Source organism: Bacillus sp. FSL K6-2431 (assembly GCF_038005165.1).
Taxonomy (GTDB): domain Bacteria; phylum Bacillota; class Bacilli; order Bacillales; family Bacillaceae; genus Bacillus; species Bacillus pumilus.
Map to the genome: position 1 here is coordinate 2,495,670 of NZ_JBBOSQ010000001.1, position 26,110 is coordinate 2,521,779.

Sequence of the window (26,110 nt, forward strand, 5' to 3'; positions counted from 1 at the left end):
GCGCTTAACATGAACATTGGTCAAGATTGGCTTGAAATGTTAAAAGAGTTTCATCAAATGGTCGAACTGCGTGCTGGGCAAATCTTAGTGATCGGCTGCAGTACATCAGAAGTGGCTGGTGAGCATATTGGGACAGCAGGAAGTGAGCAAATAGCTGCGTCCATTTATCAAGAATTGGATCAGCTAAGACGAGAGACCGGCATTGAGGTCGCTTTCCAGTGCTGTGAGCATTTGAATCGTGCTCTTGTTGTGGAGGAAGAAGTGGCTTTCCGGCTTAATCTAGAGATTGTGGCGGCAGTACCTGTCCGAAAGGCGGGTGGTTCGATGGCGGCTCATGCGTATCAGCACATGGAACATCCTGTGTTAGTTGAATCCATCGAGGCGCATGCTGGGATCGATATCGGTGATACATTCATTGGGATGCATCTAAAGAGAGTCGCTGTACCTGTTCGCCTTAGTCGTCATCAATTAGGACATGCACATGTGACGTTTGCGAAAACGCGTCCGAAGCTGATTGGCGGAGAACGAGCGGTTTATACAAAATCTTAGCTAAGATATATTTCTAATATAATGTTGAATGATGAAGGCGCTTCACCACTTGAATATTCGGTTTTTCGCAAAAAAAGAAGTCGATTTTCCAAAAAAACTTTTACATTTCACTCAAAAACCGTGTACAATGAGATGGTGAAAACATCGAATGGAAATAGATTGGAGAGGATTTCGCTGATGAAACATTTACCTGAGCAAGACGCACAAGTATTCAAGGCAATTCAACTAGAGCGGAAACGCCAGCAAGACAAAATTGAATTAATTGCATCAGAAAACTTTGTAAGCGAAGCAGTCATGGAAGCGCAGGGCTCTGTATTAACAAACAAATATGCAGAGGGCTACCCTGGTAAACGCTACTATGGCGGTTGTGAACATGTAGACGTTGTAGAAGATATCGCACGTGACCGCGCAAAAGAAATTTTTGGCGCTGAGTATGTGAACGTACAGCCTCACTCAGGTGCTCAAGCGAACATGGCCGTATACTTTACCATTCTTGAGCATGGCGATACAGTGCTAGGTATGAACTTATCACATGGCGGGCATTTAACGCACGGAAGCCCTGTTAACTTTAGTGGTGTACAGTACAACTTTGTAGAATATGGTGTTGATAAAGAAACGCAACATATCGACTATCAAGATGTACTTGAAAAAGCACGTGAACATAAGCCAAAGCTAATTGTTGCGGGTGCAAGTGCATACCCACGTCAAATTGATTTCAAAAAGTTCCGTGAGATTGCGGATGAAGTCGGTGCTTACTTTATGGTCGACATGGCTCACATTGCAGGTCTTGTTGCAGTAGGTCTTCATCCAAATCCAGTTCCTTATGCAGATTTTGTGACAACGACGACTCACAAAACATTACGTGGACCTCGCGGCGGAATGATTCTATGCCGTGAAGAGTTTGGTAAAAAGATCGACAAATCGATCTTCCCTGGTATTCAAGGTGGACCACTGATGCATGTCATCTCTGCAAAAGCTGTTTCTTTCGGTGAAATATTGAACGGAGATTTCAAAACATATGCACAAAACGTCATTGACAATGCAAAGCAGCTAGCTGAAACCCTTTTATCTGAAGATATTCAGCTTGTGTCCGGTGGAACGGATAACCATCTTGTTCTCATCGATTTGCGTTCTCTTGGTATCACAGGAAAAATTGCAGAAAATGTTCTTGATGAAATCGGTATTACAGTGAACAAAAATGCGATTCCTTATGATCCAGAAAAACCTTTTGTCACAAGTGGTGTACGTGTTGGTACAGCAGCAGTGACAAGCCGCGGTTTCGATCAAGAGGCAATGAAAGAAGTCGGTTCCATTATTGCGCTTGCTCTAAAACATCATGAAGATGAAGCGAAATTAGAAGAAGCGAAAAAGCGTGTATCTGATCTGACTGCCCGCTTCCCTTTATATAACGAATTAGATTATTAAAAAGCAGACCCATTTGCCTATTTTTGGCATGTGGGTTTTTTTTGTAGGATTTGCGAATCATATTGAAAGATGATGTCTTTTTATGTAGAATTGTAGGAAGTGTGCAAAGTTCACCGGAAGATGACAGAAAAGGAGTTGTAGCAAGCAATGGCAAAGGTTTATGTATTTGATCACCCGCTTATTCAACACAAACTTACATATATTCGTGACGTTCATACAGGAACAAAAGAATTTAGAGAGCTAGTGGATGAAGTCGCAACATTAATGGCATTTGAAATCACAAGAGACTTACCGCTTGAAGAGGTAGATGTAGAAACACCTGTACAAGTAGCAAAATCAAACGTGATCTCAGGGAAGAAACTCGGTGTTGTGCCAATTTTAAGAGCAGGTCTTGGTATGGTGGACGGGATTTTGAACCTCATTCCAGCTGCTAAAGTGGGACATGTCGGTTTATACCGTGATCCGAAAACATTAAAGCCTGTTGAATATTATGTGAAGCTTCCATCTGATGTGGAAGAGCGTGAATTTATCGTAGTAGATCCAATGCTTGCAACTGGCGGTTCAGCAGTCGAAGCATTGAACAGCTTGAAAAAACGCGGAGCGAAAAACATTCGCTTCATGTGTCTGATTGCTGCTCCTGAAGGTGTAGAAGAAATGCAAAAGCACCATCCTGACGTTGATATCTACATTGCAGCATTAGATGAGAAATTAAACGAAAAAGGATACATTATCCCAGGTCTTGGTGATGCCGGTGATCGTATGTATGGAACGAAATAACATGTTTTAATAAAAGCCCACATGCAAACATGCATGTGGGCTTTTTGAAATATATGACAAACGGTTGATATCGTTCTTAGAAAAATCAATGTATACTGAACATTAGCTGTTTTTTTCAATGAATGTCACGTGTCTCCTAAAGTTTGATGAAATTGTGAACATTTTGTGTGCTCTATCATTATAGAAAAGTTTTTTAACTTTCAACGGATTGACACATCATAGACGCTATTGTATGCTAAACGAGGGTATTATGGTAAGGTTTTCATAGCCTATAGCACTCTACTAATCCTCATTGTGAACCCTTTAATTATCAGGGTTTGTATCAGCGAATGAAGCAACATCCCATAGATCTTTAGATTTCAAGTCTGATTGTGCAATTAGACCGATGGGTGATTGATTTTTTTCGAACAGGACTGCTTATCATAAGCGTCTTCTACGCAGTTTTCATCACCATTTATTACCTTTTTTACAATATTTTTCATCGGGAGTCAGATGAATGAACGATCCAAACGCGATTTTCCGCAGACAGAGTAAATACATGTTCTATCTATTGGCAATTTTTGTGTTTGGCTATGCCATGCCTGGTTTTAAACCACTGTTTCTTGGTTTGATTATCGGCACAATTTTTGCTTTCTTTAATTTATTCCTACTTATACGGAGAATGCACGCTTTTGATCGAGCGGTTAAAAAAGGAAAATCCATTCGTTCAATGGGAAGTACAGCCAGGTGGGCCAACGCAATTCTCGCAGTAGCGATTGCTTGGCGTTACCCTAATGAAGTTCATCTGGCAGGTGTTGTTATAGGATTAATGACAATATATCCTGTCATTATGATAGATTCCTTCATTCAACTTAAACGTTCTACTATGGAAGAGAGGTGAATACTCTTTGGGTCACAGTTCAAAAACGACAGAATTTTTAGGGTTAACGTTCAACTTATCCAATGTTCTCATGATTACGATTGCTAGTATCATCGTTCTTCTCATAGCGGTGCTGACTACTCGTGTTCTGTCTATTCGTCCGACAAAGGCGCAGAACTTCATGGAATGGATTGTTGATTTTGTTCGAAATATCATAGGTAGTTCGATGGACATGAAAACAGGAGCCCCATTTCTAGCGCTTGGCGTTACATTACTCATGTACATATTTGTTTCAAACATGCTTGGACTGCCATTTTCGATTACGGTCGATCACAACTTGTGGTGGAAATCACCAACAGCAGACCCTGCAATTACAATGACACTAGCGATTATGGTCATGGGATTGACACATTACTACGGTGTCAAGGCAAAAGGAGTCAAGGAATATACGAAAGACTACTTTAGACCAATTCCGCTTTTAGTACCATTGAAACTTATTGAAGAATTTGCAAACACGCTAACACTTGGTTTGCGTCTTTATGGAAACATTTTTGCTGGAGAGATTCTTCTTGGTTTGCTTGCAGGACTTGCGACCAATTTCTACACGCAAAACATTGCGCTTGGTATCGTTGGTACATTAGGTGCCATCGTGCCGATGATTGTATGGCAGGCATTTAGTTTGTTTGTCGGAACAATCCAAGCATTTATCTTCACCATGCTGACAATGGTGTACATTTCTCATAAAGTCAGCGACGAACACTAAAAAATTGAGAGTCCAAAAAGGACGTTATTTTAAAGGAGGAGCTTTTTAATGAATTTAATAGCAGCAGCAATTGCAATCGGTTTGGGAGCACTAGGAGCAGGTATTGGTAACGGTCTAATCGTATCTAAAACAGTTGAAGGAATCGCTCGTCAGCCAGAAGCTGGTAGAGAACTAAGAACTCTTATGTTCATCGGGGTAGCTTTAGTTGAGGCACTTCCAATTATCGCTGTCGTTATCGCATTCTTGGCATTCTTTGGTTAATATGTGAGAAGCGTTCTAATATGAATTTTAATGGCGAAGATCAGATTAGTTCGAAACTTCGCCATTCCTTTATGTTTTGTTTCTTAACATATTATTTAAAGAAGGGAGTTGCCGTACTAAATGTCTCAGTTACCAGTGGTTTTAGGAGCAGGTGGCTTAAGTTTCAACGCCGGGGATATGATATTCCAGCTGATCGCTATGCTCATCTTGCTTGCACTTTTAAAGAAATTTGCGCTTAAGCCTTTATTAGGGATTATGAAACAGCGTGAAGATTATATAGGAAATGAAATTTCAAGTGCTGAACAAAAGCACGTTCAAGCTGAAAAGCTTCTTGAAGAACAACGTGTCTTATTGAAAGAAGCACGCGAAGAATCACATACACTCATCGAAAATGCGAAAAAGATTGGTGAGAAACAAAAAGAAGAGATCATTCAAGCAGCACGTCAAGAGTCAGAGCGCTTGAAAGAGTCTGCTAGAACTGAAATCGTGAAAGAAAAAGAACAAGCTGTGGCTGCACTGCGCGAGCAGGTTGCATCACTATCTGTACTTATTGCATCTAAAGTGATTGAAAGAGAACTTGATGAGCAAGCACAAGAGAAATTGATTCAAGAGTATCTTAAAGAGGCAGGCGAAAGCCGATGAGCGTGACTATTGTCTCTAAGCGTTACGCTTCTGCTCTTTTTGACATCGTTCTTGCTTCTTCGGCAGTAGACGAAACTGAAAAAGAGCTGAATGAGATCAAAAAAGTTCTAAAGGCTGACCAAGAATTGAATGACTTTCTTGTTCATCCAAAGATTACGGCAGACAAAAAGAAACATTTGATTGCAGAAGCTTTCAAAGGTGTTTCGACACATGTATTGCACACAATGTATTTATTGATTGACCGCGGACGCACGAATATTTTCTCTGAAATGACGTCTGAGTTTGTGAAACTGGCAAACCGCACGAAACAAATAGACGATGCGATCGTGTATTCAGTGAAACCGCTGAGCGGTGCTGAAATTCAATCTTTATCTGAAGTATTTGCCAAAAAAGCCGGAGTCACATCACTGCGTGTTGAAAATGTGATTGACAAGGATCTAATAGGTGGAGTGAAAATCCGTATCGGAAACCGCATTTATGACGGCAGTGTCAGCGGAAAGCTTTCCCGCATTGAACGTCAGCTTGCAGGCGAAAATCGTTAGAAGGGGTGAAACCTTAGTGAGTATCAAAGCTGAAGAGATTAGCGCGCTGATAAAGCAGCAAATCCAAAACTATCAATCTGAAATTGAAGTAAAAGATGTCGGTACAGTCATCCAAGTAGGGGACGGTATCGCGCGTGTACATGGCCTTGACAACATTATGGCAGGAGAGCTGGTTGAGTTCTCTAACGGTGTAATGGGTATGGCTCAAAACCTTGAGGAGTCTAACGTAGGTATCGTTATTTTAGGACCTTACAAAGATATCCGCGAAGGTGACGATGTAAAACGTACAGGTCGTATCATGGAGGTTCCAGTTGGTGAAGAGTTAATCGGACGTATTGTGAACCCACTTGGTCAGCCTGTTGATGGACTAGGTCCAATTTTAACAAGCAAAACTCGTCCAATCGAAAGTGAAGCACCAGGCGTTATGGATCGTAAATCTGTTCATGAGCCGCTTCAAACAGGGATTAAAGCAATTGATGCCTTGATTCCAATCGGACGCGGACAGCGTGAATTGATCATTGGTGACCGTCAAACAGGTAAAACATCTGTTGCAATTGATACGATCCTAAACCAAAAAGATCAAGACATGATCTGTATTTATGTAGCAATCGGACAAAAGGAATCAACGGTTCGTGGTGTTGTTGAAACACTTCGTAAGCATGGTGCGCTTGATTACACAATTGTAGTCACAGCTTCTGCATCACAGCCAGCCCCACTTCTTTACCTTGCTCCTTATGCAGGTGTAACGATGGGTGAGGAATTCATGTATAACGGCAAGCACGTACTTGTTGTATATGATGACCTTTCTAAACAAGCGGCAGCTTACCGTGAGCTTTCATTATTGCTTCGTCGTCCTCCAGGTCGTGAGGCATTCCCTGGTGATGTTTTCTATCTTCACTCTCGTTTATTAGAGCGTGCAGCGAAGCTTAGTGACGAAAAGGGTGGCGGTTCTATCACAGCATTGCCTTTCGTAGAAACGCAAGCTGGCGATATCTCTGCATATATCCCAACAAACGTTATTTCAATCACAGATGGACAGATTTTCTTACAATCTGACCTCTTCTTCTCAGGCGTACGTCCAGCAGTAAACGCAGGATTGTCTGTATCCCGTGTAGGTGGTTCTGCACAAATCAAAGCGATGAAAAAGGTAGCAGGTACACTTCGTCTGGATCTTGCTTCTTATCGTGAGCTTGAAGCATTCGCTCAATTTGGATCTGATCTAGACCAAGCGACTCAAGCAAAATTAAACCGTGGTGCTAGAACAGTTGAAGTCTTAAAACAAGACTTGAACAAACCGCTTAAAGTTGAAAAACAAGTAGCGATTCTTTATGCACTTACAAGAGGATATTTAGACGATGTCGCGATTGCTGATGTCAAACGTTTCGAAGCTGAGTTATTCATGTACATTGAAGAAAACCATAAAGGCTTGTTTGACACGATCTCTCAAACAGGAAACATGCCTGCTGATGAAGAGTGGAATACAGCAATCGAAGGCTTTAAACGTACGTTTGCACCAAGCAACTAATTAGTAATCTTTCCGAGAGAAAAAGATTCTCTTTTTCTCTCTTTTCACGTAAATGAACACGGATTCCTGAAAAAAGGTGGTGAAATCTTTGGCCTCATTACGCGATATAAAGTCAAGGATCACGTCAACGAAAAAATCGAGTCAGATCACAAAAGCGATGCAAATGGTATCAGCTGCGAAACTGAATCGTGCTGAAAACAATGCGAAGTCTTTTGTTCCTTACATGGAAAAAATCCAGGAAGTCGTTGCTGCAATCGCAACTGGAACAAGTGCTAAGCACCCAATGCTTCTTTCAAGACCTGTCAAGAAAACAGGGTATCTCGTCATTACATCTGATCGAGGACTTGCAGGACCTTTTAACAGCTCGATTTTGCGTGCCGCTTACCAAACCATTCAATCTCGTCATCAATCTGCTGATGAATATGCGGTGATTGTGATTGGTAAAATCGGACGCGACTTCTTCAAAAAGCGCGGTATTCCAGTTATTTCTGAAGTCACAGGGCTGGGAGACGAAGTAGCGTTTGCTGATATTAAAGAATTAGCAAGCAGTACAGTTCAAATGTTCTCTGATGAAGCGTTTGACGAACTTTACATGTTCTACAACCACTTTGTCAGTGCCATTTCACAAGAAGTAACAGAGAAGAAATTATTGCCGCTAACGGACATTTCGGCCGCAGCGACACCCAATAAACGTTCCGCATCTTATGAGTTTGAGCCTTCTGAAGAAGAAATTCTTGAAGTTCTCCTTCCTCAATATGCAGAGAGTTTGATTTTCGGTGCGCTTCTTGACAGCAAAGCAAGTGAACATGCTGCAAGGATGACAGCAATGAAGAGTGCAACAGACAACGCAAAGGAATTGATCGACGGCCTGACACTCTCTTACAACCGTGCTCGTCAAGCAGCGATTACACAAGAGATTACAGAAATTGTCGGCGGAGCAGCTGCCTTAGAATAGAAATAATTGTCAGGAGGGAATGCAATGAAAACAGGACGCATCAGTCAGATCATGGGACCAGTCGTAGACGTTCATTTTGAAGACGGTCACTTGCCTGAGATTTATAATGCGATCAGAGTTTCGCATAAAGCGGAAAGTGAAAGTGAAGTTACGATCGACTTAACTTTAGAAGTAGCACTACATTTAGGTGATAATACAGTCAGAACCATCGCAATGGCATCAACAGATGGTGTGAAGCGCGGTATGGAAGCTGTAGACCTTGGAAAACCAATTTCAGTACCAGTTGGTAACGTAACACTTGGACGCGTATTCAACGTACTGGGAGATAATATTGACTTAGATGAGCCACTTGGTGTGGAAGCTCAAAGAGATCCAATCCACAGACAAGCGCCTTCTTTTGATCAACTTTCTACAGAAGTTGAAATTCTTGAAACGGGTATTAAAGTTGTTGACCTTCTTGCTCCTTACATCAAGGGCGGAAAGATCGGTCTATTCGGTGGAGCCGGTGTAGGTAAAACCGTTCTGATTCAAGAATTGATCAACAACATCGCACAAGAACACGGCGGTATTTCTGTATTCGCTGGTGTTGGAGAGCGTACACGTGAAGGAAACGACCTTTACTACGAAATGAAAGATTCTGGCGTTATCGAAAAAACAGCCATGGTCTTCGGTCAAATGAACGAGCCACCAGGTGCACGTATGCGTGTTGCCCTAACTGGTTTGACAATGGCAGAGCATTTCCGTGATGAACTAGGTCAAGACGTATTGTTCTTCATCGATAACATCTATCGCTTTACACAAGCAGGTTCTGAAGTATCAGCCCTTCTTGGACGTATGCCTTCAGCGGTAGGTTATCAGCCGACACTTGCAACAGAAATGGGTCAGCTGCAAGAGCGTATCACGTCTACAAACGTAGGATCGGTTACATCGATTCAAGCGATCTATGTACCTGCGGATGACTACACGGATCCAGCTCCAGCAACAACGTTCGCTCACCTTGATGCAACGACAAACCTTGAGCGTAAGCTGACTGAAATGGGTATTTACCCAGCGGTTGATCCTCTTGCTTCAACATCTCGTGCACTTGCACCTGAGATCGTTGGCGAAGAGCACTATGCCATTGCGCGTGAAGTGCAGCAAACATTGCAGCGTTATAAAGAACTACAAGATATCATTGCCATTTTAGGTATGGATGAATTATCAGAGGACGATAAGCTTGTGGTACACAGAGCGCGTCGTGTTCAATTCTTCCTATCTCAAAACTTCCACGTAGCAGAGCAGTTCACTGGCCAAAAAGGTTCTTACGTGCCATTGAAAGAAACTGTTAAAGGCTTCAAGGAAATCTTATCTGGTAAATACGATCACCTTCCAGAAGATGCATTCCGCTTAGTTGGACGCATTGAAGAAGTGGTTGAAAAAGCCAAAGAGATGGGTGTAGAGGCCTAATCTGGTCCTTAGGAGGGTAAAAGCATGAAGACCGTTCAAGTCAATATCGTTACTCCCGACGGCCCAGTGTATCAAGCGGATGTGGAAATGGTCAGTGTCAGAGCAGAAAGCGGTGAGCTTGGTATTTTAGCTGGCCACGTTCCAATGGTTGCTCCGCTAAAAATCGGTGCAGTTCGCTTAAAACATAGTGGATCAACTGAATTGGTTGCAGTCAGTGGCGGATTTGTTGAAGTCCGCCCTGAACAAGTAACCATTCTTGCTCAGGCCGCTGAAACATCAGAAAAAGTTGATGTCGATCGTGCGAAATCAGCGAAACAGCGTGCTGAAGAGCATTTGAACCACCCGAATGAAAGTGATGTACGCCGGGCGGAACTCGCATTAAAACGGGCATTAAACCGTTTAAATGTAGCAGGGAAATAAAACAGAAAATCCTTCTTATCACAATGATAAGAAGGATTTTTTTTAGCATGACATGAGGGATTGGTACATTGACACATACGGGTGAGAATCCTGTTTTTCAAAATATAAGTGCTCGCAAAACTGCGTACTATGCCACGTTTTATTGTGCCGGCGCAAACCCAGCGTATATTGATGCGGAGAGTCCATATAAGGACGTACCACCCAGTCAGCATCAGAATGATGACGGAGGACAACCTCTCCCATATATACACTCATCATCGCTTCTAATGCATCTATTGGCATTTTCCACTCAGCAAACAACTGCTTGGTAAATGCATCAAAGTAAAGTGTTTCTAACTGATACAGGCTCTCCTCAGAATAATCCAAAGAAATGTTATGAAAATGACACAATTGCGCTAATTCTTCTAGCTGTGTCTGTCTATAATCAAAGTAGAAAGCAATGGCCTCCCATTCATGATCAAATGAGGGAACCAGTTCTCCGTACAAATCAACAAAGTCAGGAAAAGAATCTTTCAATATGTTCAGCTCCTTCCACACGCAGTATATCATCTCCTTGGCACCAGGATAAGAGGGGATTTACTCTAAATGTAGCTCTTTTTTCCAAATGATTCATCTTTCCGATTTTCGAGGATATAATGAAAGGGAGTTTTCCTTTACAGAAATAAATATAAGGAGGATTCAACTGTATGGAAGACGTAGGACAACAAGCAATTGTTAGTATTGTGATCCACCTGTTTTTTATTGCGATTACATGGTGGGCATTGCTTGCCGTTAATATTGACCCACTGATTAAAAAAGGGAAAATCATTCAGGCAAGATTGCTGATGATGCTCATTACCATTGCTATTGCATCTGCAGTCAGCAATTTCTTCCTTGATTACTTAAATTTCTCCAAACAAATACCTTATATGTTCTAACATAAAAGGTTTGGTCACTGTCTTATGCGGGAACGTAAAAAGAAGTGTCAAAAGTATGGCCTTTGATGACTTTTCCACGTATGCATAGACCTCCTTGCGGCAACACTTGTAGCAAGGGGGAATGACAAGTGAGAAAGTATGTAAAAGGTTGGCCATTATTTGCGTTTATTCTTTTTTTTGTTCTGATGATTCAAGGTGTTCGTGCGGAAGAATCTTCTCCGCTCGTCCAAATAGCAGAAGGTTTGAAAAGCCAGCAAATTGAAGTAGATGGATGGACTCTTCACGCCAAAACAAATGTAGACATTTCATCCGAACAATTTTCAAAAAAAGTGAAACGTTTGAGAGACGAACTACGACAGTATGAGTGGACCGAAAAAGAAGAAAAACATGTCACCAAAGTCACAGGAATTTACAAAGATGAAAAAAATGATACATTATCGAAAATTTTACTCGTGAAGACCGACACAAAATCCAATCAAAAGTCGTATTTATTATATGAGCAAAAAGGTGCTCGCCCACTGAATACCTGGAAGCATACATATGATCAGTTCGTACGTCATGCAAAAAGCATATTACAAGAGAAATTTGTAATTTTTACTTGTCTCGATGGTCATGTAAATGGTATGATGGATGTTGTTTTGCAAAAAAAGGCTGAAATGTTAGCAAATGAATTTCAAGCAAAACCAGTTGAGTATCTCGTTGAGTCTAATTTTGTGTCGCTTTCCGCTTACACAGATAAGTGGGAACAGTTCATTATGACTTCAAATGATAAAATGAATGTTCAAATTGCCATCAGAAGTTCGGAAATGAACGAAAATCATACGATTACGGTTGGCACACCAATCGTAACGACTGAATATTAATATAGAGAATTTGGGACGCGGAGGGGAAGACCTTGGAAAAAATCATCGTCCGCGGCGGTCAAAAGTTAAACGGCACAGTTAAAGTAGAAGGAGCAAAAAATGCCGTTTTACCAGTTATCGCTGCATCTTTGTTAGCAAGTACAGAAAAAAGCGTAATTTGTGATGTACCTACGCTCTCCGATGTATATACAATCAATGAAGTGTTACGTCATTTAGGAGCAGAAGTACATTTTGAAAATAACGAAGTATCAGTGGATGCATCTCATGCACTAGAAACTGAGGCTCCGTTTGAGTATGTCCGTAAAATGCGAGCGTCTGTGCTCGTCATGGGACCACTTTTAGCAAGAACAGGTCATGCAAGAGTTGCATTACCTGGAGGCTGTGCGATTGGTTCAAGACCAATTGACCAGCATTTAAAAGGCTTTGAAGCAATGGGAGCTAAAATTCAAGTAGGAAATGGTTTCATCGAGGCTGAAGTTCAAGGCCGTTTAAAAGGTGCGAAAATCTATTTGGATTTCCCAAGTGTGGGCGCAACTGAAAACATCATTATGGCAGCAGCATTAGCTGAAGGAACAACGATTTTAGAAAACGTAGCAAAAGAACCTGAAATTGTTGATTTGGCAAACTACATCAATGCCATGGGTGGTAAGGTTCGCGGAGCTGGTACTGGTACAATCAAAATCGAAGGTGTGGAAACACTTCACGGTGCAAAACACAACATCATCCCTGACAGAATTGAAGCAGGTACTTTCATGGTGGCAGCAGCCATTACAGAAGGAAATGTTCTTGTGAAAGGCGCAGTGCCGGAGCACATGACATCACTTGTAGCAAAAATGGAAGAAATGGGTATTCAGATCATTGAAGAAGAAGAAGGTTTAAGAGTCATTGGACCATCTGAGCTCAAGCCAATCGATCTAAAAACAATGCCACATCCTGGTTTCCCAACGGATATGCAATCTCAGATGATGGCGCTATTGCTTCGTGCGAACGGAACAAGCATGATCACAGAAACGGTATTTGAAAATCGCTTTATGCATGCAGAAGAATTCCGCCGTATGAATGGTGATATTAAAATTGAGGGTCGCTCTGTCATTATCAACGGGCCGGTTCAACTTCAAGGTGCTGAAGTGTCAGCGACTGATTTAAGAGCAGGAGCAGCACTTGTACTTGCTGGATTAGTAGCAGAAGGTCATACACGTGTCACTGAGTTGAAGCATATCGATCGTGGTTATGTGAACTTCCACCAGAAGCTTGCAGCAATCGGTGCAGATATTGAAAGAGTAAATGATGAAACAGCAGATGTGACACAAGAACAAGTTGTATCAGATCTGAACGCGTAATCATAAAGAAATCAGTGTGTCCATTGGGGCATGCTGATTTTTTTTTAGAATCATAGAATGCTTTATTTTAAAAGCTTATCACTAGTGTATCCAACCATCTTAAATTTTATTCATAAAGACGAACAGTAAAATCAGTTGATAAAGAGCCTCTTATCTTCATCAAAAGACTTGTCCACTGAATGAAAGAAGCTGTCATATTAGCTTGTCCCCGCCCATAGGATAAAAGAGATTCAATGACAAATGGGGGCAGCCAAATATGAAACCAATGATATGGACAATCGCAGGAATATGCATCATTATTTTAATGATTCCAACTTTACTTGTGTTGCCGACGTTTCAAGGGAAACCGGAGGCAAGCCAGCATGTATCAGCGGAGCCATCAGTTAAAAAAGAAGTAAAGGGTACAGTCAAATTGAAGCAATCACCCGTCGCTATCCCCGTCTATCGTTCAGCTCATCAGCAGGTAGAAAACATCCCCTTAGAAGAGTATGTGATTGGTGTCGTAGCATCTGAAATGCCAGCTGATTTTGAGATGGAAGCACTCAAGGCACAGGCACTCGCCGCAAGAACGTATATCGTCAGACAAATGATCATCGATAAGACCGTCAAATCACCAAAGGGCTCTCTTGTAGATGATACCCAAATGTTCCAAGTGTATAAAAACAAGCAGGAACTCAAGAAAATTTGGGGAAAAGCGTACAATTGGAAGTTAAAAAAAGTCACAGAGGCTGTCGCCAGCACACAAGGAAAAGTGCTCACTTATGACGAGAAACCAATTGATGCCTCATTCTTTTCAACAAGTAATGGGAAAACGGAAAATGCCGAAGCTTATTGGAAAAATGAAATCCCATATTTGAAAAGTGTCTCAAGTAAATGGGACGAAAAATCGCCAAAATTTCAAAACAAGAAAACCATCCCAGTTAGTGAATTTCAGCAAAAATTAGGTGTGACGCTCACTCAGCAGGCTCAGGTAGGACAGATAGTAGAGCGGACACCAGGAAATCAAGTAGCAAAAGCCGTAATAAACGGTAAAACATTGACAGGCAGAGACATTCGAGAGTCATTAGGACTTCATTCAGCAGACTTTACATGGGAACGACAGGGCCAGCAAATTATCATTACGACAAAAGGGTATGGCCATGGTGTTGGAATGAGTCAGTACGGTGCGCATTATATGGCACAGTCAGGTAAAAAAGTAGATGCTATCGTGAAACATTATTATAAAGGGATTCAAATTGAATCAGCTGATCGTTTTCTTAACACGTATATGGCTAAAAAATAAAGCAAAGGTGCCTCCAGAATAGGGGCATCTTTTTTGTGTGTTCCAAGAGTTTTGAACAGAATGTGTCAATTTGCGACTTAAGACGCACCTCAGGAAATCTTAAACATTTACGTCCCGACAAGAACCGATGGCCGATACAAAGCCCCTCGAAAGAAGGAGAAAACAAGAGAAAAAATGATGTGTTGGGTGAATGTATCTAGACAACTGACAGATTTTTAGTGATTTTGATGAAAGAGAAAAAGGGACCGAGTCCTATACCATTCCAAGACAGAATATTTTACGATTAAGATGTTTCAATTTAATACATAGGGAGGAAGGAAAAAATGATGTTGAAAAAAGTATTTACACTCGTAACCTTAGCTGTATTGACATTATCTATGTCGATCTCTTCACCTGTATTTGCAAAAGCATCTACAGTCAAAAAACATAACAAAGATGTAAGAGTCACCATCTTACTTGATGCAAGTGGAAGCATGGCAAGAAAAGTAGAGGGAGAACGCAAATTTGACCTCGCAAAACAAGAGGTATTTAAATTTGCTCAGTCACTTCCAAAAGACGCTAAAATTCGTATGAGCTTGTTTGGCTCTGAAGGAAACAACAAAAATTCAGGTAAAGCTCAATCATGTGAAGTCATTAGAGGCGTTTATGGCGTACAGCCTTACGAAAAAGAAAGCTTTGAAAACTCTTTAAACGGACTTGGACCAAATGGCTGGACACCGATTGCTCGTGCTCTTGAACATGCAAAGCAAGCGGATGAGCAGCTTAATAATGGAACAAAACATATTGTGTACCTCATCACTGATGGCGAAGAAACTTGTGGCGGAGATCCAGTAAAAGTAGCAAAAGAATTGCATAACTCAAAAGGTTCGACTGTTGTTAATGTCATTGGATTAGACTTTAATGATGGCTATGAAGGTCAATTAAAGCAAGTAGCCAAAGCTGGTAAAGGGCATTACTACCAAGCAAGCACTGGTAAAGAAATGGGTTCTATCCTGTCAGCAGAATCATTAAAACTACACGAATAACTTGCTGAACAAAAGGGAAACGATTGATGTATGCTTTCGTTTCTCTTTTTCTGTACAAATGTAAAAAGGGAGGTTTTTATGAATGAAACGCAATATCGTATTAACCATTTTGGCTAGTCTTGTCCTGCTTCTTTCTTCACCAGCTCATGCTGTGACAAAAAAACAGGGGCCGGCTCATGTGGTGATATTACTCGATCTAAGCGGCAGCATGGCGCAATCAGTTGAAGGCGAAAAGAAAATCGATATCGCCAAACGTTCTATTCAAAGCTTCGCAAGTATTTTATCAGATGATACACAAGTTCTTCTTCGTGTGTTTGGTCATGAAGGAACCAATAAAAATGCTGGAAAAGCAATTTCTTGTGAAAGCTCTGAAGCCGTTTATGGATTTGGTTCATATGAGTCATCAACATTTCAGCAAGCGCTGAATGTGTATAAGCCAACCGGATGGACACCACTTGCAAAAGCATTAACAGATACGAAGCAAGATTTTGAAGATCACCAGGCTGAAGGGAAAAATATTGTCTACGTCGTCAGCGATGGTAAAGAAACTTGTGGAGGAAGCCCTTCACAAGCAGCAAAGGAATTACATGAAGGTGGAATTGACACCATTGTTAATATCATTGGCTTTGACGTGAATGAAAAAGAAGCCAGAAGTCTAAAGTCTGTTGCAAAAGCAGGCGGTGGACAATATCAACCGGCTGCAAATGCCGAAGAATTGAATTACATTCTACAAAATGCAGCGAGCACTTTTAGTCAGTAGGATATGAATGGGAGCTGGGGATTGTTTTCCCCAGCTGTTTTTTAGTTGAAGATCAATTCAAGGTGGTTTCTAATTCATCAATTCGTTTCTCCACGTAGTGCTGGTCTTTTCTTGCATGAAAGGTTTCGGCTTTTTCTAATATGGCCGCCGTATTATATTCGGGAATCTGTGAGTAGCTCTCATACACACCCTTTGGAATTAAAACGTTCCCTTCAGGCCAGTAAACAGCGATATTGCCACGTTTCAACTCCCCAAATTGAGCGACTCCTTGGTAGGATCCATACTGATTAAACAAAACAACTGGATCACCTTCTTTGACATAAAGCTCTTTAGCATCTTCTTCATTCATCAAGATGGAATGACGCTTCCCACCATTAAAGGCATCCTTTTCACTATAGATCATGGAGTTGAATTGCTTTCCTCTTCTTGTCGTAATATTAAAATGTCCCTCGGTTTTTCGGTATTGAGGCAGCTGGGCAGGAAGGAGATGTCCTTTGCCATCCGGTGTTGGACACTCTCCGTCTTCACATAGCCAGGCACCTCCCCATTGGAAAACGTCTCCTTTATGACGTAAATGCTGGATGCCATCATAGTTTCGATTTGCGATCGCAATCTCACGGCGAATGTCTTCAGCCGTTTCGAAATGAATCAGCTCCGCATCTTGTGGACGTACTCTTTTTGCAAGATCCATATAAATATCCCATTCTGCTCTGGCTTCCTCAATCCGAGGTCCTTCAATTTCTGGACTGAAATATACCATGCGTTCCGTACTAGTGGAAGTACCGCCTCCTGGCTGCTCATATCTTGTCATAGCAGGGAGAATAATTACCGTCTCTTCTGCCTCTACAAGTGTAGAGGTATTCAAAATGATATCTTGATGGACACGAAGTTCAAGCCCAGATAAAGCTTTTTCAATCGCATCTGGATTTGGCATCGTTTCTAAAAAGTTCCCGCCACTCGTAAACAGCATTTTGAGTTTTTGCGGATGTTCTTTAGGGAGAGCCATTTTCTCAAATGATTGCCCAATGGTGTCACCATGCCATTTCGGAATGTCAAACCCCCAAATCTTTTCGATTCTTTCAATATTCTCTTCATCAAAATCACTGCCCGGCAAAACAAACGGGTCAGCACCCATTTCACCAGAACCTTGAACACCGCTATGCCCGCGAATTGGCATGACACCACAATGTTTCCTGCCAATAAACCCACGTAACATAGCAAGGTTGGCAACCTGTGATATATTATCAGTTGCAAAGCGGTGCTGAGTAAGACCCATGCTCCAAATGAAAACGCCTGAATTGGCATTGGCAAGAAGGATCGCAAATTCCTTCATTCTTTCTTTTGATAAGCCTGATGATGCTTCAAGGTCTTCCCATTTCAACTGTGCGACATGCTGCTGTAAATCCTGTATGCCGGTAGTATGGGCTTGAATAAATTCATGATCAAGAGCGGAATGGGGCGCGTGCTGCTCCATGTCAAACCAATGTTTGATGACACCATTCATAAATGCAATATCGCCGCCTATATTGACTTGATAGAAATCATCCGCGATTTTTGTGCCGAATAAAGCACTTTCTGGAATAGAGGGAACCCAGTACTTTTCCATGGCAGGCTCTTTGTACGGATTGATGACAATAATTTTGGTTCCTTTCTTTTTCGCCGCATACATATATTTAGTGGAAACGGGCTGATTGTTTGCTGCGACAGATCCCCAAAAAATTAAGACATCTGTTCCGATCCAATCGTTGTAATTACAGCTGGAGGCTCCTATCCCAAGGGATCGCTTAAGAGCGGTTTTGCTCGGTGAATGACAAATGCGAGACGCATTATCAATATGATTTGTCCCGATAAAGCGAGCTGCCTTCGCAGCGGTATAGTAGACTTCATTTGTAATTCCTCTAGCTGTTAAATAGAAAGCGAGCTGCCGTTTATCAATTGATTTGATTTTAGCTGCGATTTGATCTAATGCATCATCCCAGGAAATACGTGTAAAGGCATTGTCACCTTTTTTTCGAATCAGTGGATAAGGGATACGGCCAAGTTTGCGGAGAGTAGTGCTGTCCATTTGTTTGAGCTGTTGAATGTCTTCAAACCATTTTGGATCAATAGCTGGCATTGTATTAAGACGAAGTACATTTAGTCTTGTGGTGCATATATGAGGTCCTGCGAGCGTTTGGTCATATAGCCCTGAAACACCAAGGGCACAGCCGTCACACACGCCTTGCGTTAAAATGCGATATGCATAGGGGAGATTATCCTTGTTCTCCCAAGCCACTTTCATCGTATCTCGAATGTGTTTCGGCTTTACTTTTCCAAGTCCCATAGGCGCAAAAGAGGCCCATAGCTTTGGTGAGGGTTTTTTATTAAGCTTAATAGGCCCCTTATGTTTTGTTTTCCCCATGATATCATCACCCTCCTATTACTTTATAAAGCGTTTTCATATCTAAAAATTACCTTTAGATTGTGATTCTGTCAAATTCAAATTAAGGTCGGGATGAGACAGAAGCATCAGCAGTAAGGTTTGTTTCTCTAAGCTGCTGAATATCCTTCCGTATGAGAAGAGATATGATAAAAGCGATGAAAAATAAGCCAGAGAACACCATCAGACTCTGCGTGTAGTTACCTGTTATATCCCGGATAAAGGATGAAAATAAAGGTCCTGCTAAACCAGCAGCTGCCCAGGCTGTCAAAATATAACCGTGTATGGCACCAAGTTGTTTCGTGCCAAATAAATCCCCAATATAGGCTGGAATTGAGGCAAACCCTCCTCCATAGCACGTATAAATGATCGCCATCACGATTGAAAAGACGAGCGGTTCTTTTAAGTAGGGAAGTAAAGGAAAGGCAATGAGCTGGATACTAAAGAAGATTGTATACGTATTCGGCCTTCCGATATAATCTGAGAAGGAAGCCCAGCCAATCCGTCCTAAACCATTAAAAGCACCTAAAATGCCAACAAGGGTAGCTGCAGCACCAGCAGTGAATCCAACACTTTCTTGAGCAAGAGGCGATGCTACTGAAATAATGGCAATTCCGCATGTGATATTAATAAAGAGCATGAGCCACAAATAATAAAAACGTCGTGTTTTGATCGCTTCATTTGCTGTAAGCTGTGATAAATCCTGAGGGATTTTTCTTTGATTTGTTTTTAACACATCAAATTGTTTGACGTCATCAGGTGTTGGTGGTGATAAATAAAGAGATGAAATCACCATGATCATAAAATAGGAAATTCCAAGAATGTAAAAGGTATTTGCGATATCTACTTTTTCAATGAGATATTGGATAATTGGGCTGCAAATAAGAGACGCAAATCCAAAACCCATAATAGCTAAGCCGGTTGCAAGTCCTCTTCGGTCCGGAAACCATTTCACTAAAGTTGATACAGGTGCAATGTAGCCTACCCCTAATCCTATCCCAGCGAGTACACCATAAAATAAATAGAGGAGAGGGAGTGAGGACATGTGTACAGCGAATCCTGACCCTGTCATCCCGATACCGAAGAAAATTGCTGAGAAGAGCCCTGATGCCCTTGGGCCATATCTTTCAACGAAATGCCCCATGAAAGCAGCAGATAATCCTAAAAATAAAATAGCAATACTGAAGGTCAGGCTTATTTCTGTCAATGACCACTGAAAGGCCTGATGTAAAGGATTCGTAAAAACACTCCAAGCATAAACAGACCCAATAGATAAATGAATTCCTACAGCACTTGTTGCGATGAGCCAGCGATTTTTCGATTTATTCATTTTGTTCCCCCCCCATATAAAGCAATCAAAAAGTTTGATAAGATAGAAATATGTTACATTTTTATGACTTTTTAAAATAATATCACAATTCGATTGGTTCATATAACTAAATTTGTGCTGAAAGGAAGATCATACAATGAATCCTTCTGTTAAAAAGAAACGAGTTATACACCAATACCGTGAAGGTCAATTTACTTGCAAAACAGATGAAGTTGTAGAAGAATTTCCTTTAACTGTGATCGTGAATGGAGAGGAATTTGTAACACTTGTTTGTTCACCAGATCATTTGAAAGAATTGGTGATCGGTTTTTTAGCTTCAGAAGGAGTCATTCGATTTGAAAATGAGATTAAAAGGTTTACAATAGATGAAAGTATGGGCTTTGCCTATGTTGATTTAGTTCACTCAAGCCGATTTCAGTCATCAGATTTTACAAAGCGGGTGATTGGTTCTTGCTGCGGGAAAGGGAGACATTTTTATTTTCTCCAAGATGTGAAAACAGCAAAAACAGCCATTGATCGAATCAACATTTCTGCTGATACTTGTATACGCCTAATGAAATGTTTACAAGAAGAAAGTCAATTGTTTCAACATACTGGTGGTGTGCATAATGCTGGACTGTGTGACACAGAAAAGCTATTCATCACTAGAACTGATATAGGAAGACATAATGCTTTAGATAAAATCTATGGATACTGTTTACTTCATCGAATTCCGCTTAGAGATAAAATCCTTGTGTTTAGCGGCCGGATATCGTCAGAAGTTCTATTGAAGGCAGCAAAACTAGGAGTGTCGATCGTCATCTCAAAATCAGCACCTACTGAGCTGGCGCTTAATATGGCAGAAGAATTAAATATCACGACAGTTGGATTTGTCAGAGGAGAATCTTTTAATATATACACTCACCATCAGCGTATAACAGAATAGGAGGCAAAGTATGGACAGTATATTGGATAAGAGACATCGACCATTGCGCGATTTAAGAATATCAGTAACAGATCGCTGTAACTTTAGATGTACGTACTGTATGCCTGCTGAAATTTTTGGACCAGATTATCCTTTTTTGAATAAAGAAGAACTGCTTAGTTTCGAAGAAATTGAACAGCTTGCTACCCTTTTTGCAAAGGACCTAGGTGTGGTGAAAATACGCATCACGGGTGGTGAACCCTTAATGCGAAAAGATTTGCCTATCTTAATAGAAAAGCTCTCGAAAATTCCAGGAATCGAAGATATTGCTATGACAACCAATGGAACGCTTTTACCTGTATATGCTGAAAAGTTAAAGAAAGCAGGTCTTCAAAGAGTCACCATTAGTTTGGATTCATTAAACCCTGACCGTTTCAAGCAAATGAACGGAAGGAATATTTCTATCCAAAAAGTGTTTGATGGGATTGAGGCTGCAAAAAAAGCTGGACTTGCTATTAAGATCAATATGGTTGTTCAAAAAGGTGTGAATGATCAGGATGTCTTACCAATGGCAGCTTACTTTAAAAAAGAAGGACATGTTCTCAGATTTATCGAGTTTATGGATGTCGGAAATACGAACAAATGGAATCTAGAGCATGTCATGACAAAGAAAGAGATTATTGGTCTAATTGATTCAACATTTCCCATCAAACCAGAACCTCCTCAATATCCAGGTGAAGTAGCCAACCGATTCTATTACCAAGATGGTTCAGGAGAGATAGGCATTATTTCTTCTGTTTCAGATGCCTTTTGTGGAACATGTAATAGAGCGAGACTTTCTGCTCGCGGTGAATTGTTTACATGTCTTTTTGCATCATCGGGTTTTGATCTGAAGCGGGTGATTCGCTCAACAAAAGATAATGAAGATATAAAGAACATATTGAAGGAACTATGGTCGAATAGAGATGATCAATATTCAGCTGAGAGAGAGCAGAAGAAAGATCAGAAAAAAGTTGAAATGTCATACATCGGTGGGTAGTGACAACAAAGTATCATGATCATGATTTTTTGAAAAGTAGAGAAAATGTCGTAATCATTGTTGAAAATCCTTTTATAGAAATAGGTCTATTCATCTTAGAATTCTGTCATGATCAAAAACCAGCAGAAACTCTGCTGGTTTTTAAAATGTTATTTTGTGGCTCAAAAAGGTTGAGATATGCTTAGAAAATAGATTTTTCAACATTTTTTACTGCTTTACTTTTATGGGAGCTGTGATAAGATCAACTCAATCTTTACCAACTCGATTTTTTCACTCCTGGAATTTGGCCCTTATAGGCAAGCTCACGAAAAGCAATTCTGGACATTTTAAATTTTCGTAAGTAACCTCTAGGACGACCGGTTAACTCACAGCGGTTTTTTAAGCGAGTAGGGGAAGAGTCTCTAGGTAATTTCCTTAAAGCTTCATATTCACCTTTTTCTTTCAACTCTTTTCTTAATTCTGCATATTTCAATACAAGCTGCTGCCGCTTTTTTTCTTTAGCAATTTTAGATTTCTTTGCCATTTAAAACCCTCCTGGCTTAATGTTGGATTTTCCATTGAAAGGGGTCTTCAAACGTAGTCCATTCTTGATCAAATTCCTCAGGTGTGAGTAAGCATTGATCAAGTGTGCGAATGATATCTGCTTTAGGTAAATCTACGCCAATAAACACAAGTTTTGTATGCCTGTCACCAAATTCTGCGTCCCACTCATCAAGAAGCTCTGGTTCTTGCTTTAATATCTGTGCTTTTTCTTGCTCAGGCAAGGCAGCAATCCAGTAGGCAATTGGTTCAATCGCAACAGATTTTCCAGCCTGTGAAATTAAAATGGTTAAATCATGATGTGTGGCAAGCCATGTAAATCCTTTAGCGCGAACTATTTGCTCTGGCATCTGATCTAACCAATTATTTAACCTGCCAGTATGGAAGGGAAGTCTTCTTTCATAAACAAAGGATGAGATTTGGTATTCTTCTGTTTCTGGCGTATGCTGAGAATGCCCAGCGTTGATTTCTTTAATCCAGCCAGCAGAAGCACTGGACTTTTCAAAATCGAATAAACCAGTATTTAAAATGTCACTTGGCTTTACTTGCCCTTTTGAGGTTCTGATGATAGATGCTTCTGGTTGAAGTGTGGTCAGCACGTGCTCAAGTCGGTCTAATTCTGAGTTTGATACTAGATCACACTTATTGATAATCAACACATCGCAAAATTCAATTTGATCAATCAGTAAATCGGAAATTTCTCGTTCGTCATCATCGGAAACGGCTTGTTTACGGTCTAATAGACTTTCTCCTGACTGGAAGTCGGTCCAGAAACGGTTCGCATCTACAACAGTGACCATCGTGTCTAGCCGGCAAAAGCGCGTCAAATCTATCCCCATTTCTTCATCAATATAAGAGAAAGTTTGCGCGACTGGAATAGGTTCACTAATACCTGTTGACTCAATGACAATATAATCAATATGACCAGTCTTACATAGGCGCTCTACTTCGATTAACAAATCTTCTCTTAATGTGCAGCAAATACAACCATTAGATAATTCAACTAGCTTCTCATCTGATCGAGAGAGCTCACCGCCTTGTTTGATTAGTTCTGCATCAATATTAATTTCGCTCATGTCATTAACAATAACAGCTACTTTTAACCCTTTACGATTTTGTAGTACATGATTTAATATCGTTGTTTTTCCAGCTCCTAAAAAACCACTTAATACTGTAACGGGTATTCGCTTATTCATTTCCTTCTGTCCCTTTGCCAATGCTCATGTTCATTTCCGCCTCTCTTAAAAAGTAATGATTACGATTTGAAACCTAAAAAATTATTTTGTTTCTCTATGAAGGGTATATTTCTTTAACCGAGGAGAATATTTTTTTAACTCCAGTCGGTCCGGATTCGTTCTTTTATTCTTTGTTGTGATATAGTTTCTGTCACCAGTTTCAGTACAGGCTAAGGTAATTTTTACACGCATCGGTAATAGGAACCTCCTTTAATTCGTAATGGTTACGATTTGTATTTTAAAATGATCAAGATAGAATGTCAAGCTTAGAAGGGTAAAACGATGCCAAATATCAAAGAAAAGGGGTATCAAATGTTCATTGATACCCCCTCTCCATTAATAAAAGTCACCAAGCTCTTCTTCGTATTCACCTTCGTAGTGCTGAATGTCACTAGGAATTTCTTGAAGAAATGCTAGACCGCCTAATACCAGCATCAGGATAATGGCGATGAATGATAGAATGGCTGCGACAATACTTGATATGGCAAATAGTGTCTGCATTTTCATCATCTTAGCATATTGTTCTAATAACTCTTCATAAGAAGTATCAGGAGCTTGAATTAATTGTTCCGCTGCGTTTACAGATTTTTGTACATGGATTCCCATCATAATGAGGAAGACGCCAAGGGCAGCAGGAAGAACAAGCCAAAAACCAATAAGAATAGCTAAGCCACCTGAAATATAGAGAAATATACTACCAACTTTTCCCCACTTTGTGATCGAATGAAGAGATTGAATGATTTTCTCAGTTTGTTGCAATGGTGTTCACTCCTTTATGTATTCACTCTTTATCATACTTGAGCAGGTAGTACTTTAGGAAGAGTGAATGTAGAACAATTTTTAAAAATTTCTATCTTCACTTTACTATTTATGGATAAATAAATTATCTTCGAATAAGAAAAAAGTAACATTTACTATGAATTTTAACGACAATTTATGTGATAAATAAGATTAGTAGTTAAAAATAATTAGTAAAATTATCAAAATATGTTGTTAGTTGTCTTGTAATTGGTTATTATTGTGTTGTATTACCATAAAAATTGGAAGGTGGAATTCATATGTTAGATCGTTTCTTAAACAAAATGACCAATGTTCAACCTGCAGCTTCAAGATGTATTTTGCAAAAATTAGTCACTTCATGCAAATCAGCGCCAACTTGTTTCCTTCAAGGTGTTGGAACTTTCCGTTACTACGTGGATCGTGATACAGGTGAGATTTGTACTAGCCAAGAACGCATTAGATGTGGCTGCTAAATTCAAGGATTTTATTTAATAGGATGTGAACGCATGAGCATATCTTCAATTTCATTCTTAACAAATGCTATGCAGACGTCAAACAGTCGTCAAGCGAGTCAAACATCCAATTCTTTTTTAAACGAAGCAGCGAAAATTGTTCAAGGCGACCATTCTCCAGAAGAGAGAAAGGCATTATTTCAACAACTGACTCTAGTTCAGCAAGGAAAAGATTTAGAGCTTCATGTGTCTAAATTAAAGGAACTAGAGAAAGAGGTTCAAAAAGAATCGTCTTCTTCGTCCGTTACTGTGAATCAGCATGGTGACCAAGTAGATATTTCAAATGAGGCTCGCAGTGAGTTTGAACAAGCTGAGGAACAAGCCACAGCTTCAAGTGAAGCGAGTGAAATCGCCGCAAGGGAAAAGGATCAGGATGTTCAGGCAGATCCAAACCAATAAAAAAATGAGGCGTGTGTTTGTTATCTTCACATGCCTCATTTATGTTTATTTTGCAGAAAACCTTGAATAAAGACCATCCGGAAAAGGGGCTGCATATGAGATTGTTTTATCTTCTTCTACCATGATGTAATATGGAAACTCTTCAATATGAAAGGCGCCTATCATTTGTTCGTCCACTGAGATAATTCGCATGTTGGTTTGGTTATCACGATATAATTCTTGATCCTCTTCTTTCCCATTCTTTAGCAAAATACTAAAAGAAATGGCTAATTGACGCTGCTTTTTCGTTTCTAGGAATTGTTCCAGTGATGGGATGCAATGCGGACATGCTGTGTCAGTGAATATAAGCAGCAGCTGCTTGTGATTGGTTTGCAGTAGATCATTTATTTGAATAGGTGATGGTTTTTCGAGTAGCGGATGAACAAGTTTTTGTCCAACATGCTGGATCGGTAAGATGATTAATTCCATCTGGTGTTTTAAATAGATCATGATTCCGATCGTCAATAAAAGGCTACAAAGAATAAGAGTTAGCTGTAAAAGTAAGATTGAAGTCATCGTATATCGTCCTCTCAGAATGAAGTTACGCAGAGCTATCATAATA

The 26,110-nt window shown here is 40.4% G+C and carries 29 protein-coding genes; 21 read left to right on the top strand and 8 right to left on the bottom strand.

Features of this window, described 5'->3' with window-relative positions:
• Window positions 1-9: 9 nt before the first annotated feature.
• The 12 genes from MHH40_RS12460 (at window position 10) to MHH40_RS12515 (ending at window position 10,164) form a co-directional block, all read left to right on the top strand.
• Window positions 10-549, top strand: a complete 540-nt coding sequence (locus MHH40_RS12460; protein ID WP_003214786.1) for a TIGR01440 family protein — start codon at window positions 10-12, stop codon at window positions 547-549.
• Between the two features lie 177 nt (window positions 550-726).
• Window positions 727-1,974: a serine hydroxymethyltransferase gene (glyA, locus tag MHH40_RS12465; protein WP_050944707.1), complete on the top strand. Its 1,248-nt coding sequence runs from the start codon at window positions 727-729 to the stop codon at window positions 1,972-1,974.
• A gap of 147 nt (window positions 1,975-2,121) precedes the next feature.
• Entirely contained in the window at window positions 2,122-2,751 is a 630-nt protein-coding gene (gene upp / locus MHH40_RS12470; RefSeq protein ID WP_050944438.1) for a uracil phosphoribosyltransferase, read from the top strand.
• A 496-nt stretch (window positions 2,752-3,247) separates the two neighbouring features.
• The gene (locus tag MHH40_RS12475) at window positions 3,248-3,631 is read left to right on the top strand and encodes an ATP synthase subunit I (protein ID WP_003215321.1); all 384 of its coding nucleotides are present in this window, start codon (window positions 3,248-3,250) and stop codon (window positions 3,629-3,631) included.
• 7 nt (window positions 3,632-3,638) lie between these two features.
• The gene (gene atpB, locus MHH40_RS12480; RefSeq protein WP_003215198.1) at window positions 3,639-4,373 is read left to right on the top strand and encodes a F0F1 ATP synthase subunit A; all 735 of its coding nucleotides are present in this window, start codon (window positions 3,639-3,641) and stop codon (window positions 4,371-4,373) included.
• A gap of 48 nt (window positions 4,374-4,421) precedes the next feature.
• Complete coding sequence (gene atpE, locus MHH40_RS12485) at window positions 4,422-4,634, top strand: F0F1 ATP synthase subunit C (protein ID WP_003214968.1); 213 nt, start codon at window positions 4,422-4,424, stop codon at window positions 4,632-4,634.
• Between the two features lie 120 nt (window positions 4,635-4,754).
• Window positions 4,755-5,276 (top strand): F0F1 ATP synthase subunit B, encoded by a 522-nt coding sequence (gene atpF, locus MHH40_RS12490; RefSeq protein ID WP_003214532.1) that lies wholly within the window; start codon window positions 4,755-4,757, stop codon window positions 5,274-5,276.
• Window positions 5,273-5,818, top strand: coding sequence for a F0F1 ATP synthase subunit delta (locus MHH40_RS12495; RefSeq protein ID WP_012011549.1), 546 nt, complete (start codon window positions 5,273-5,275; stop codon window positions 5,816-5,818). The genes atpF and MHH40_RS12495 overlap by 4 nt, the downstream gene beginning before the upstream one ends.
• A 16-nt stretch (window positions 5,819-5,834) precedes the next feature.
• Complete coding sequence (gene atpA, locus MHH40_RS12500) at window positions 5,835-7,343, top strand: F0F1 ATP synthase subunit alpha (protein ID WP_003214775.1); 1,509 nt, start codon at window positions 5,835-5,837, stop codon at window positions 7,341-7,343.
• Between the two features lie 88 nt (window positions 7,344-7,431).
• Window positions 7,432-8,298, top strand: a complete 867-nt coding sequence (locus MHH40_RS12505; protein ID WP_003214656.1) for a F0F1 ATP synthase subunit gamma — start codon at window positions 7,432-7,434, stop codon at window positions 8,296-8,298.
• A 24-nt stretch (window positions 8,299-8,322) separates the two neighbouring features.
• Window positions 8,323-9,744 carry a F0F1 ATP synthase subunit beta gene (gene atpD / locus MHH40_RS12510; protein WP_034660283.1) on the top strand — a complete coding sequence of 474 codons (1,422 nt, stop codon included), beginning with the start codon at window positions 8,323-8,325 and terminating at the stop codon, window positions 9,742-9,744.
• 24 nt (window positions 9,745-9,768) lie between these two features.
• Window positions 9,769-10,164 (top strand): F0F1 ATP synthase subunit epsilon, encoded by a 396-nt coding sequence (locus MHH40_RS12515; RefSeq protein WP_050944437.1) that lies wholly within the window; start codon window positions 9,769-9,771, stop codon window positions 10,162-10,164.
• A 42-nt stretch (window positions 10,165-10,206) separates the two neighbouring features.
• On the opposite strand, the gene MHH40_RS12520 is transcribed toward MHH40_RS12515, so the two are convergent.
• Window positions 10,207-10,680 (bottom strand): hypothetical protein, encoded by a 474-nt coding sequence (locus MHH40_RS12520; RefSeq protein ID WP_050944706.1) that lies wholly within the window; start codon window positions 10,678-10,680, stop codon window positions 10,207-10,209.
• 170 nt (window positions 10,681-10,850) lie between these two features.
• On the opposite strand from MHH40_RS12520, the gene MHH40_RS12525 reads away from it, so the two are divergent.
• From MHH40_RS12525 to MHH40_RS12550, 6 genes are all read left to right on the top strand, one after another.
• Complete coding sequence (locus MHH40_RS12525) at window positions 10,851-11,081, top strand: DUF1146 family protein (RefSeq protein WP_003214947.1); 231 nt, start codon at window positions 10,851-10,853, stop codon at window positions 11,079-11,081.
• A gap of 128 nt (window positions 11,082-11,209) precedes the next feature.
• Window positions 11,210-11,944 carry a YwmB family TATA-box binding protein gene (locus MHH40_RS12530; protein ID WP_050944436.1) on the top strand — a complete coding sequence of 245 codons (735 nt, stop codon included), beginning with the start codon at window positions 11,210-11,212 and terminating at the stop codon, window positions 11,942-11,944.
• Window positions 11,945-11,976: 32 nt separating this feature from the next.
• Window positions 11,977-13,284: a UDP-N-acetylglucosamine 1-carboxyvinyltransferase gene (gene murA, locus MHH40_RS12535; protein ID WP_003214862.1), complete on the top strand. Its 1,308-nt coding sequence runs from the start codon at window positions 11,977-11,979 to the stop codon at window positions 13,282-13,284.
• A gap of 256 nt (window positions 13,285-13,540) precedes the next feature.
• Window positions 13,541-14,566, top strand: a complete 1,026-nt coding sequence (gene spoIID, locus MHH40_RS12540; RefSeq protein ID WP_044140138.1) for a stage II sporulation protein D — start codon at window positions 13,541-13,543, stop codon at window positions 14,564-14,566.
• A gap of 326 nt (window positions 14,567-14,892) precedes the next feature.
• Window positions 14,893-15,591, top strand: a complete 699-nt coding sequence (locus MHH40_RS12545) for a VWA domain-containing protein (protein WP_080984771.1) — start codon at window positions 14,893-14,895, stop codon at window positions 15,589-15,591.
• Window positions 15,592-15,673: 82 nt separating this feature from the next.
• Entirely contained in the window at window positions 15,674-16,351 is a 678-nt protein-coding gene (locus MHH40_RS12550) for a VWA domain-containing protein (protein WP_050944435.1), read from the top strand.
• 52 nt (window positions 16,352-16,403) lie between these two features.
• On the opposite strand, the gene MHH40_RS12555 is transcribed toward MHH40_RS12550, so the two are convergent.
• Together MHH40_RS12555 and MHH40_RS12560 are read right to left on the bottom strand one after the other, a co-directional pair.
• Window positions 16,404-18,752: an FdhF/YdeP family oxidoreductase gene (locus MHH40_RS12555; protein ID WP_050944434.1), complete on the bottom strand. Its 2,349-nt coding sequence runs from the start codon at window positions 18,750-18,752 to the stop codon at window positions 16,404-16,406.
• 82 nt (window positions 18,753-18,834) lie between these two features.
• Window positions 18,835-20,100, bottom strand: coding sequence for an L-lactate MFS transporter (locus MHH40_RS12560; RefSeq protein ID WP_003214916.1), 1,266 nt, complete (start codon window positions 20,098-20,100; stop codon window positions 18,835-18,837).
• Between the two features lie 136 nt (window positions 20,101-20,236).
• On the opposite strand from MHH40_RS12560, the gene fdhD reads away from it, so the two are divergent.
• Both fdhD and moaA read left to right on the top strand, forming a co-directional pair.
• A complete protein-coding gene (gene fdhD, locus MHH40_RS12565; RefSeq protein WP_050944433.1) occupies window positions 20,237-21,025 on the top strand; it encodes a formate dehydrogenase accessory sulfurtransferase FdhD in 789 nt (262 codons plus the stop codon).
• A gap of 10 nt (window positions 21,026-21,035) precedes the next feature.
• A complete protein-coding gene (moaA, locus tag MHH40_RS12570) occupies window positions 21,036-22,043 on the top strand; it encodes a GTP 3',8-cyclase MoaA (RefSeq protein ID WP_050944432.1) in 1,008 nt (335 codons plus the stop codon).
• A gap of 253 nt (window positions 22,044-22,296) precedes the next feature.
• Here the strand turns inward: moaA and rpsN are convergent, their stop codons facing one another.
• From rpsN to MHH40_RS12590, 4 genes are all read right to left on the bottom strand, one after another.
• Window positions 22,297-22,566 (bottom strand): 30S ribosomal protein S14, encoded by a 270-nt coding sequence (rpsN, locus tag MHH40_RS12575; protein WP_003215208.1) that lies wholly within the window; start codon window positions 22,564-22,566, stop codon window positions 22,297-22,299.
• A 16-nt stretch (window positions 22,567-22,582) separates the two neighbouring features.
• Window positions 22,583-23,779, bottom strand: a complete 1,197-nt coding sequence (locus tag MHH40_RS12580; RefSeq protein WP_050944430.1) for a GTP-binding protein — start codon at window positions 23,777-23,779, stop codon at window positions 22,583-22,585.
• 81 nt (window positions 23,780-23,860) lie between these two features.
• Window positions 23,861-24,010 carry a 50S ribosomal protein L33 gene (gene rpmG, locus MHH40_RS12585; protein WP_003214771.1) on the bottom strand — a complete coding sequence of 50 codons (150 nt, stop codon included), beginning with the start codon at window positions 24,008-24,010 and terminating at the stop codon, window positions 23,861-23,863.
• A 144-nt stretch (window positions 24,011-24,154) separates the two neighbouring features.
• The gene (locus MHH40_RS12590; protein ID WP_050944429.1) at window positions 24,155-24,577 is read right to left on the bottom strand and encodes a DUF5362 family protein; all 423 of its coding nucleotides are present in this window, start codon (window positions 24,575-24,577) and stop codon (window positions 24,155-24,157) included.
• A gap of 527 nt (window positions 24,578-25,104) precedes the next feature.
• On the opposite strand from MHH40_RS12590, the gene MHH40_RS12595 reads away from it, so the two are divergent.
• A complete protein-coding gene (locus MHH40_RS12595) occupies window positions 25,105-25,509 on the top strand; it encodes a hypothetical protein (protein WP_050944428.1) in 405 nt (134 codons plus the stop codon).
• 45 nt (window positions 25,510-25,554) lie between these two features.
• Here MHH40_RS12595 and MHH40_RS12600 read toward each other — a convergent pair whose 3' ends face one another.
• Window positions 25,555-26,064 (bottom strand): thiol:disulfide interchange protein, encoded by a 510-nt coding sequence (locus MHH40_RS12600; protein ID WP_050944427.1) that lies wholly within the window; start codon window positions 26,062-26,064, stop codon window positions 25,555-25,557.
• Window positions 26,065-26,110: the final 46 nt, after the last annotated feature.

Bases quoted from the DNA above. Each gene is read 5' to 3' on its own strand.
- MHH40_RS12460 (WP_003214786.1), top strand. From the start codon at position 10: ATGAACATTGGTCAAGATTGGCTTGAAATGTTAAAAGAGTTTCATCAA.
- glyA (WP_050944707.1), top strand. From the start codon at position 727: ATGAAACATTTACCTGAGCAAGACGCACAAGTATTCAAGGCAATTCAA.
- upp (WP_050944438.1), top strand. From the start codon at position 2,122: ATGGCAAAGGTTTATGTATTTGATCACCCGCTTATTCAACACAAACTT.
- MHH40_RS12475 (WP_003215321.1), top strand. From the start codon at position 3,248: ATGAACGATCCAAACGCGATTTTCCGCAGACAGAGTAAATACATGTTC.
- atpE (WP_003214968.1), top strand. From the start codon at position 4,422: ATGAATTTAATAGCAGCAGCAATTGCAATCGGTTTGGGAGCACTAGGA.
- atpF (WP_003214532.1), top strand. From the start codon at position 4,755: ATGTCTCAGTTACCAGTGGTTTTAGGAGCAGGTGGCTTAAGTTTCAAC.
- MHH40_RS12495 (WP_012011549.1), top strand. From the start codon at position 5,273: ATGAGCGTGACTATTGTCTCTAAGCGTTACGCTTCTGCTCTTTTTGAC.
- atpD (WP_034660283.1), top strand. From the start codon at position 8,323: ATGAAAACAGGACGCATCAGTCAGATCATGGGACCAGTCGTAGACGTT.
- MHH40_RS12515 (WP_050944437.1), top strand. From the start codon at position 9,769: ATGAAGACCGTTCAAGTCAATATCGTTACTCCCGACGGCCCAGTGTAT.
- MHH40_RS12525 (WP_003214947.1), top strand. From the start codon at position 10,851: ATGGAAGACGTAGGACAACAAGCAATTGTTAGTATTGTGATCCACCTG.
- spoIID (WP_044140138.1), top strand. From the start codon at position 13,541: ATGAAACCAATGATATGGACAATCGCAGGAATATGCATCATTATTTTA.
- MHH40_RS12545 (WP_080984771.1), top strand. From the start codon at position 14,893: ATGTTGAAAAAAGTATTTACACTCGTAACCTTAGCTGTATTGACATTA.
- MHH40_RS12550 (WP_050944435.1), top strand. From the start codon at position 15,674: ATGAAACGCAATATCGTATTAACCATTTTGGCTAGTCTTGTCCTGCTT.
- MHH40_RS12555 (WP_050944434.1), bottom strand. From the start codon at position 18,752: ATGGGGAAAACAAAACATAAGGGGCCTATTAAGCTTAATAAAAAACCC.
- MHH40_RS12560 (WP_003214916.1), bottom strand. From the start codon at position 20,100: ATGAATAAATCGAAAAATCGCTGGCTCATCGCAACAAGTGCTGTAGGA.
- fdhD (WP_050944433.1), top strand. From the start codon at position 20,237: ATGAATCCTTCTGTTAAAAAGAAACGAGTTATACACCAATACCGTGAA.
- moaA (WP_050944432.1), top strand. From the start codon at position 21,036: ATGGACAGTATATTGGATAAGAGACATCGACCATTGCGCGATTTAAGA.
- rpsN (WP_003215208.1), bottom strand. From the start codon at position 22,566: ATGGCAAAGAAATCTAAAATTGCTAAAGAAAAAAAGCGGCAGCAGCTT.
- MHH40_RS12580 (WP_050944430.1), bottom strand. From the start codon at position 23,779: ATGAATAAGCGAATACCCGTTACAGTATTAAGTGGTTTTTTAGGAGCT.
- rpmG (WP_003214771.1), bottom strand. From the start codon at position 24,010: ATGCGTGTAAAAATTACCTTAGCCTGTACTGAAACTGGTGACAGAAAC.
- MHH40_RS12595 (WP_050944428.1), top strand. From the start codon at position 25,105: ATGAGCATATCTTCAATTTCATTCTTAACAAATGCTATGCAGACGTCA.
- MHH40_RS12600 (WP_050944427.1), bottom strand. From the start codon at position 26,064: ATGACTTCAATCTTACTTTTACAGCTAACTCTTATTCTTTGTAGCCTT.